General features: G+C 56.3%; 4 protein-coding genes. 2 read left to right on the plus strand and 2 right to left on the minus strand.

What is annotated here, in order from left to right:
• Positions 1-296 precede the first annotated feature (296 nt).
• Positions 297-2,027, plus strand: coding sequence for a hypothetical protein (locus RE6C_RS08550; RefSeq protein WP_008655655.1), 1,731 nt, complete (start codon positions 297-299; stop codon positions 2,025-2,027).
• A gap of 577 nt (positions 2,028-2,604) precedes the next feature.
• Entirely contained in the window at positions 2,605-3,249 is a 645-nt protein-coding gene (locus RE6C_RS08555; RefSeq protein WP_008655658.1) for a hypothetical protein, read from the plus strand.
• Between the two features lie 601 nt (positions 3,250-3,850).
• Here RE6C_RS08555 and RE6C_RS08560 read toward each other — a convergent pair.
• On the minus strand, positions 3,851-5,344 hold the full coding sequence (locus RE6C_RS08560; protein WP_008655660.1) for a tetratricopeptide repeat protein: 1,494 nt from the start codon (positions 5,342-5,344) through the stop codon (positions 3,851-3,853).
• The gene (xrtU, locus tag RE6C_RS08565; protein WP_008655661.1) at positions 5,341-7,170 is read right to left on the minus strand and encodes an exosortase U; all 1,830 of its coding nucleotides are present in this window, start codon (positions 7,168-7,170) and stop codon (positions 5,341-5,343) included. The genes RE6C_RS08560 and xrtU overlap by 4 nt, the downstream gene beginning before the upstream one ends.
• Positions 7,171-7,535: the final 365 nt, after the last annotated feature.

Below are 7,535 nucleotides of genomic sequence, written 5' to 3' on the forward strand. Positions count from 1 at the left end.
GATGGGCAGACGTTTTATGGTGGACGTCACGGGTGGGAGGAAAGTTCCCTGGATGCGGCATCTTTCGCGTCAAAATCCGATGATTTGTCACGCGATTGTTTGGATGGTTTTCCAGAATCCGTTCCCCGACGCTCGTCGTCGTCGCTTATTATAGACAACGACCGTTTGGCTCCGAGTAGCCTTTTGCTCGGATTTTTGCCGGAATCACCGCGATCGGGATGACCCGCACGCTCGTGATTGCCAGCAAAACGCTTGATTGAACGTCCGCAACGCCTCTCCACCATTCAATTCATCCCATGCCGACAAAGCCCGCTGATCTGTCGCTGCGTTTTTCTGCCAAATCTGCTGCTTGGGCGATCTGTTTGACGACGCTCGGCCCGCTCTTTTTCGCGACCGCGTTTTCGTCGGTCGCGGTTGCCCAAGGCCAGCAGGCCACGATGCAAGCGGCGGAGCGTGCCGCAATGGAAGCCCAAGGTGGCCCTTCCGGCTATGAAGAAATGGAGGCGGGCTACGATGACATGGACATGTACGACGCCGATATGGAAGACCAAGGGATGGGGGATCCATACGGCGAATCGGGATACGGTTCCGGTTACGGCGGTCAGCCAAACTCTCGCGGCGGAGGCGACCTGAAGCCGTCGCCCACGGTGATGCTGGAAGTGTTCCAGCTTGATTGGTCACCGCTGGCCGAGCGTGTTCAACAAGTCCTAACGTCCGCGTCAACTTCGCAACAACCGGTGGCTTTGGGGCCAGTTCTTCGCAACGAAGCCCATGTGGCGTACCGATACGGCAACCTGCCTTTGGCGCTGCAGCTTTTCCATGGCTTCATCGCTCGAGGCAGCGACGCGGCTGAACAGCAGATGGATCAAATCAAATTCAGCAAGCATTTCCGCAAACCGCTTTGGCACCTCCGGGTTGGCGTGAGCCTCGGGGTCCACGGCGATTCCTCAACGACGGATCCGTCGCCCATCACCGACTCGGGAACTTCTCGAGGCATGGGGAACGGCGAGATGGGAATGGGGATGGACTCCGGCATGATGGACATGGAAATGGAGATGGCAAATTCCATGCAAGGAATGAATGAGGGCATGCGAGAAGGCATGTCCGGCATGGAAGAAGAGATGGGAATGGGCGGCATGGATATGTACGAGGAAGACATGGGCATGGCCGGAATGGGAATGTCGGGCATGGGCATGTCCGGGATGGGAATGTCTGGACGCGGTCAGCGCAATCAAGCCGCGGCGCCGTCGGTTCCGAAAGCAGAAATGACCGACTCGGAAGTCAATTCTCGCATGGAGAAGTTCCTGGGGCTGGTCGCTGACACAGTCAAGAACGGCCTGTCAAAACGGATCTCGGACGGCAAATTCGGACATGCTTTGGTTGACGTCGAGGCTAAATCCACGACCCAGGGCCACACCGTCAATGGTGAGACGGTCGACGAAGCACCCCAATCCATGTGGATTCCCAGCGTTCTGTTCGTCGGAGAAGGCAACTCGCGCGACACAATCAAAACAGCTCACTACCTGGAGTTAGATTTGCTGTTCCATTTCGACGTAGGGCTGAAAGAAAATCGCATGGGTGCCGTCAGCAACATCAGCCGTGTGAAGGTGATGGACGCTCGCACCGGCAAGACGTTGGTCAGCTCCGCCGCGATGGACAACACCGAAGTCGAACGCATGACCCGTGTTGGCCGAGGTTCACCATCGGCGTATGTCGACGAACAATTGAAGTCTCTGTGGGCGGTGGTGGACGAGCGTTTGACGCTGTCAGATTTGCCAACACTCAGTCCTGAAGTCGCTCGCAAACGTGTGGCTCAAGTGTTGGGCGACCGATCAATGACGCCGCTTCGGAAACTGGCCGAGATCCGCTACTACGGCTATCGCGGCTGGCTGACGCCCGATGAAGTCGAACAAGCGTTTGAGATCACCGGCGGCCCCGATGCCATGAAAGTCCTGCACGGCAGTGAGTCCCAGGCCATCGAGGCGATCCACAAACTGGTCGTCGAAACCGAAGCCAGCGACTCCTGAAACGGGGCCAATTCGCGGCTTGATGTCACAACCCGCCGCGTAAGCAAGGCTATTCTGTGTTGAGGATCAGTCGACTCAGAGCCTGAGTCGACTACGTGCACTGCCGTAGCCGTATTCGCCAAGAATTCGGACTGTAAGTCACGCAGTTCACCCTGCCCCAAGTCACAACCCGCCGCGTCAGCAAGGCTCTTCCGTTTTGAGGACCAGTCGACTCAGAGCCTGAGTCGACTACGTGCACTGCCGTAGCCGTATTCGCCAAGAATTCGGACTGTAAGTCACGCAGTTCAGGCTACTCGTAGTCATAACCCGCCGCGTCAGCAAGGCTCTTCCGTGTTGAAGGCCAGTCGACTCAGAGCCTGAGTCGACTACACGTGCATTAAAGCGGCGGATTTACCGGCGTAGCCGACTCAGGCCCTGAGTCGGCCCAGGTGAACAGCATTCGAGTTCTGGCAACCCTAACGCTTGCCGCGACTTTATCGATCACGCAAGCCGGGGCCCCTCTGGTCCAGCGATTGAACGTCGAGGGCACAACGTGACGAATGAGATAAAGCATCAAGGCTTCCGTTCGCAATTTGCGATGAGGAGCCAGTACCTTGCGACTCAAACTCATTCGGCCCTGCAAAAGGACTTGCCCGCCATGGCGACCACGTTCCCAACACAACGCACGTTGCTCTTCGCCGCAATCCTCGCAGCGACAGCATTCGGTGGCATTCGCACCCAAACAGCATCGGCGGACTGGGGTTCCTTGGTTCACCAAATGCACGTCGGCTACCACCGCAATGTCGCTTGGCCAGACCCATTCAACGAAGTGGACGCCCTGCAAGTCGTGATGCCATTCGAAGCGATGAAACGCAACGGATGGCGCATGCACAACACCATCGGACACGAGCTGTTTCGTGGCGGTGACGGAGCCCTCTTGGCCGCCGGCCAAAATCGCGTCCGCTGGATCGCCACCCAGGCACCTGAAACTCGCCGAGAGATCTACGTCCTTCGCGGTGCCAACCAAGCTGAAACCCAGTCGCGTCTGAAATCGGTGCGAGACGCGGTCGACAACTATGTGTTGGACGGTCAGCCTCAACCGCAGGTTTTGGTGACCACGATCGAGCCAGCCACATCGCCAGGTGTGATGGCCACCAAGATCAACCGAGAACGCCTCGAGCAAATGGCCGCACCAAAGTTGCCAACGACCAGCGCAGCCGGACAAGCCGGTATCACTCAATAAACCAGTCTGAGCCAGCAATACTTCAGATTGACTCGAATACCAACGAAAAAAGGCGACTGCGAGCCAAGCTCACAGCCGCCTTTTTGCATGTCGTAACAGCGTTGCCCGTCGCTCTACCACCCAACCCGCAGCGTGAGCAAGGCTTTTCGTGATATGACGAACCGACTCAAAGCCTGAGTCGGCAACACGTGTACTGAACCGCAGCGTCGTGCAACCGTCTTCCGCAGCCGGATAAGCGAGGATCGAACTCTCCAATCTGTAGCAGATTCAGGCCCTGAATCGGCCTTCTGCGCAATCAAACGCAATCCCGCCGTGGCCGTCCATCCCGTAGCCGAGTTCGCCAGAATTCGGCCCACAAGTGCTCCGGTTCAAGCTGCTCCAAGTCATAACCCGCAGCGTAAGCAAGGCTCTTCGTGATGCGGAGAACCGACTCAAAGCCTGAGTCGGCAACGGAGTCATCCCGCAATGGAAGCAATGTCGAGCCATGGAGCCGGCGACCAGCACAGCGTCCTTGCTAACGTGGCGGGTTGTGACGAGCGAGCGTTAAAAGCATCCTGGATCGTTGAGCATTCGATTCAAATCCCCGGCAAACCCAAACACCTCAATCGGACGTCTCGGCTTCTTCCGTCATCGCCGCTCGGTGTTCCTCCGCCAAATCCTGTTGCCCCAACGCCTCAAAGCAAACGGCAAGCGACTCATGAGCCGCATTGGCCAGCGACTCTTCCGCCAAAGCCCGTTCGAGGTCAGGGATGGCTTCCAGGTGTTTACCTAGCTTGGTCAGGATCTGCCCGCGGGTTTCGAAGAAGTAAGCATTCGGTGTCGAGACACTTTCGATCGCTTGCTCGCTGATCTGAAGGGCTTGTTCCAGATCGCCATCTTCCTTCTCCGCTATCGCGACTGCCAAGTTATTCAGGATGGCCGGGCTATGCGGCAAATGTTCCACCGCGAGCTTCAGGTGGAGCGTTGCTTTCTCAGCATCGCCTTTCAACAGGGCCGCCGTCCCGCGAATGAAGTTCGCGATTCCCGGCGAAGACCCTTTGACCAATGCCGCTCGAATCTTGCCCAGTTCTTTGTCATCCGATTCCAACGTTTTGAGCACCTGATCCGCAACCAGACTCAGCACACGCGGATTGTTGGGAGCATACTGCAACGCAACTTGCAGCATCTTCAGCACCCGCAAACGTTCTTCCACGGTCTCGTTGGGTTCCGATTCAATCTTGTTGATCCAGACGACGATTGTGTCGCCCATTGCCTGTTGCAACCCAGCCTGATGCTCTTTGGTTTTCATTCGTCCAATCGATTCGCTCAACAGCCGAACCGCGTCCGCGTGCTTCTCAAGGAAGATCAACGCCTGCACGTTCGCCATTGCCAACTGCGGGCTGGCCGGCTCTTCCTCAAACAGCTGCTGAATCTTTTCGAGCGTGGTCTCCGCGTAGCGAGTGGCAGCGTCATCCTCGCCAGCTTGACGGGAAATCATCGCCGCCTGCAATCCAAACATCGGCTGAACGGACGCGAGTTGAACCAAGTACGGGACCGCTTGATTCTGGCGGTTGGTGCGAATCAGATAGTCCGCGTACGCCTTCTTGATGCCCAAATCATCAGGCACTTCCTCGCTCAGAAGACGAAGCAACTGTCCGAACTCTCGCTGCTCCTCATTCTCCAGGTCCGCCCACTTCTTTTGTTCATAGAGCTCCTGCAACAACCACCGAGCCGCACGAGCATCACGCTGCTGCGCCACCAACCCACGCATCAGCGACCGAGCCTCCTCCGTCTCATCCTGCTGATTCCGAGCCACCGCCAACCGGTACAGCGTCTCAGCTGACTCGTCGCCTTCCTCAATCTGCCGGCGAATCAGCAGATCTGCGGTCTTGTAGTCATCCCGTTCGAAAGCGGACGCCAACTGTTCGCGGATCAACTGGTTCCGCCAAGAAACGTTCTCGCCCGTCGAAACGAACAGTAAAATCGCCAAAGCAATCGTCAATCCCAACGCGGGAATCGCTGTTGATGCGCGTTTCCACGGAATCGTCCGAAACCAAGCAATGAACCACTGTCCAAACCATTTGAACCACTGCAACGGGTTGAGGTACCGAATCATGACGACACCTCCAAGTTGGCTTCTGCCTGATCGTCCGGTCCAATCGCTGAGCCGCCATTGGCCGCTTTGACCGCGGTCGCAATCTTCTGCCGCAGTCCGTCAAACATCTCATCAATCCGATCAATCGTCGACGCATCCAGTTTTTGAGGTGCGACCACCCAAAGCTGCAGCATCATCATCGGTTCGATCACTTCATCCAGGCCATCTGCGGCTTCAGCGAGCCGGTTCCCGATTTGTCCGGGCCTTTCGGGTGGGTAAACAAAATTTCCTGATGGAGTGATTGCGGAATACCAGAGATGGCCGCGAGCGTCGGTGTCACCACCAAACAGAGCGTAAGCGAAAGGTTGAAATTCAGAATCTGCTGCTTCAGGCTCGGATGCATCGGTTGACTCCAGCACTCGATTGAGCAGCCTCCAGTCCTGGTTCTCGTAGCAAAGACAAAGCTCATGCCACTCTGCGTAAGTTTGACTCAAGACGAACTGTCCGCGAACCGGAACGCCGTTGACCATTGATTCGAAAGTCCAAACATCCGCATTTTGTCCCAGAATGGGATTGTCACCGTCACGCGACTGTTGATGTTCATTCAGTCGAAAGCCGCTGTTGCCTGAAGATATGAATTTAACTGGTGGTTCGAAAATAAGTCCATCAACAAACATGCCCTGCGCACCTTCCTCCACGCCGATGGCACTGACCTTCATGGCAGAAGTCGAACTTACTGAAATCAAGACAACTCCCAGAACCGCCATTGCTGCTGCGATAGGCTTGGCCTGCAAACGGCCCAATAGACGAGCTAGCTGCAGCTGAAATCCGAGGTCTTTTGGATCTGAAACCGGCTGATTGCTGCGGTAGTATTCGCCCACGGCGTCAACGTTTTGGCCGTCGTCAACGAACCAGTTCCAAAGATGCAAGACTGGATTGTCCGGATGTTCGTCCGCCGTCGTTCCAGTCACGTGCATCAGCGTCATGATCATCCCATCGAATGACCAAAGAAAGAATGCAGAAATCGCCAAAGTGGTGTATCCCAAAATGTCGTGAGCCCACCCCGATGCCAGGTCAAGCGACATCCATTGATCAGCGACAGCAACCATGGTCACTCGCAGGACATTCCCGCCGGCGGCGAGAATGAGAGCGATGATTAAATAGAACGGAGCCAGCCACAGTTTCCGGCGATTGATCGCGACGATCAGCGTGCTCAGAAAAGCCATGGTGAAGACTGACTGAATTCCACTGCACGCTTCAGCCACGAACAATTCTCGGCTTGGCAGTTCGATCACATTTCGTGTCACCGCGTGCGGAATCGAGAGAACATCCAGGAGCAAACTCGACATCATGGTGGTCAAATGTTGCAGCTGAATCACTAGCAACTGGTCGTAGCCAAGCGGCAAACGAATCAGCAGCAACAACGGCAGAGCGAGGATCAACAGGCTCTTGTCGTGCGGGCCGCGCATCACACTCAAACAAGCCGCCGCGTAGCAGACAAAGGCGATGGACATCATCCAAGGTGACCGGAGGCTCCAACTACCGATCATGGCGAGGACGCCTACTGCGATCAGCAGCAGAGAACTGATCCGAGACGGAGCGTAGAAGTAGCGGTCGCTACGGGACCATGCCAGCCAAGCGACCGCTCCGATCGCAAACGGAAAGTACTGGTAATGATCTAGACGCCACATCCGCGAGAAGTAGATGACCAGCATGGGAATGCACGCGGCAAGCAGAGCCACCCAAAACCAAGTCCAAACGGATTGGATGACCGGAGTGCGAACGGGAGCCAACGGCACCTTCGCCTTCGTCTTCATGGGAGCGATCGCGGGAGAATCTTCAGTCATACTGCGGTCTGTTGTGCGGGGGGAAAGGTCGATCCCCATGATAAGGCGAGGAGTGTCCGAACGCCACAAATTGCTAGCCGATTGTCACCGCAATCGCGAAAAGAATTGCAGGCAATCCCGCTCAATCGGACGCTGGAATTGCAGAGATCAGATGTGTCCGGCATTTGAGTCTGCAATCACAACCCGAACGCGTCAGCGAGGGACCGTACGTAGGAATACTAAACAAATCTGGCGATGCAGACGAGCATCGCTTGTCGCGTCACAACCCGCCGCGTCAGCAAGGCCACGATCAGCATCTCCACGAATCGTAGCTGGAATCGCCAGATCTCAGATTGTTTGCAGGACTGCGAACCGTTGCGTGCGTT

The sequence above is a fragment of the Rhodopirellula europaea 6C genome, assembly GCF_000338295.1.
GTDB classification, from domain to species: domain Bacteria; phylum Planctomycetota; class Planctomycetia; order Pirellulales; family Pirellulaceae; genus Rhodopirellula; species Rhodopirellula europaea.